Source organism: Pseudoalteromonas sp. T1lg122, assembly GCF_002964825.1.
Lineage (GTDB): Bacteria > Pseudomonadota > Gammaproteobacteria > Enterobacterales > Alteromonadaceae > Pseudoalteromonas > Pseudoalteromonas gelatinilytica.
Genome location: NZ_PQCG01000032.1, coordinates 868,195 through 868,602 on the forward strand (window position 1 = coordinate 868,195; position 408 = coordinate 868,602).

A 408-nucleotide genomic window follows, 5' to 3' on the forward strand; every position below is an offset into this window, starting at 1 on the left:
ATGAATATGTTTGTTCTGGTCTGAATTCGGCACTGAAGTGCCTCCTACGGGGTTTTGTTGCTGAGGGTGACTCTGTTACTACATTCCCTGTAGATCAACTAACATCTAATATCTAACGTCTAACATTCTCATCACGTAGGAATGGCTTTAGCCATGAATGTGTTTGTTCTGGTCTGAATTCGGCACTGAAGTGCCTCCTACGGGGGTTTGTTGCTGAGGGTGACTCTGTACAAAACAACCCCGCAGTTCAACTAACATCTAATATCTGACCTCTGATATCTCTGTATTTCAGCTGAAGTCTGATGGCTGAAAGCTGATAGCTAAAACGCAAAAAAGCCCGACTCTTTCGAATCGGGCTTTCTTTAATTTGGAGCCTGGCGATGTCCTACTTTCACATGGCAAATGCCA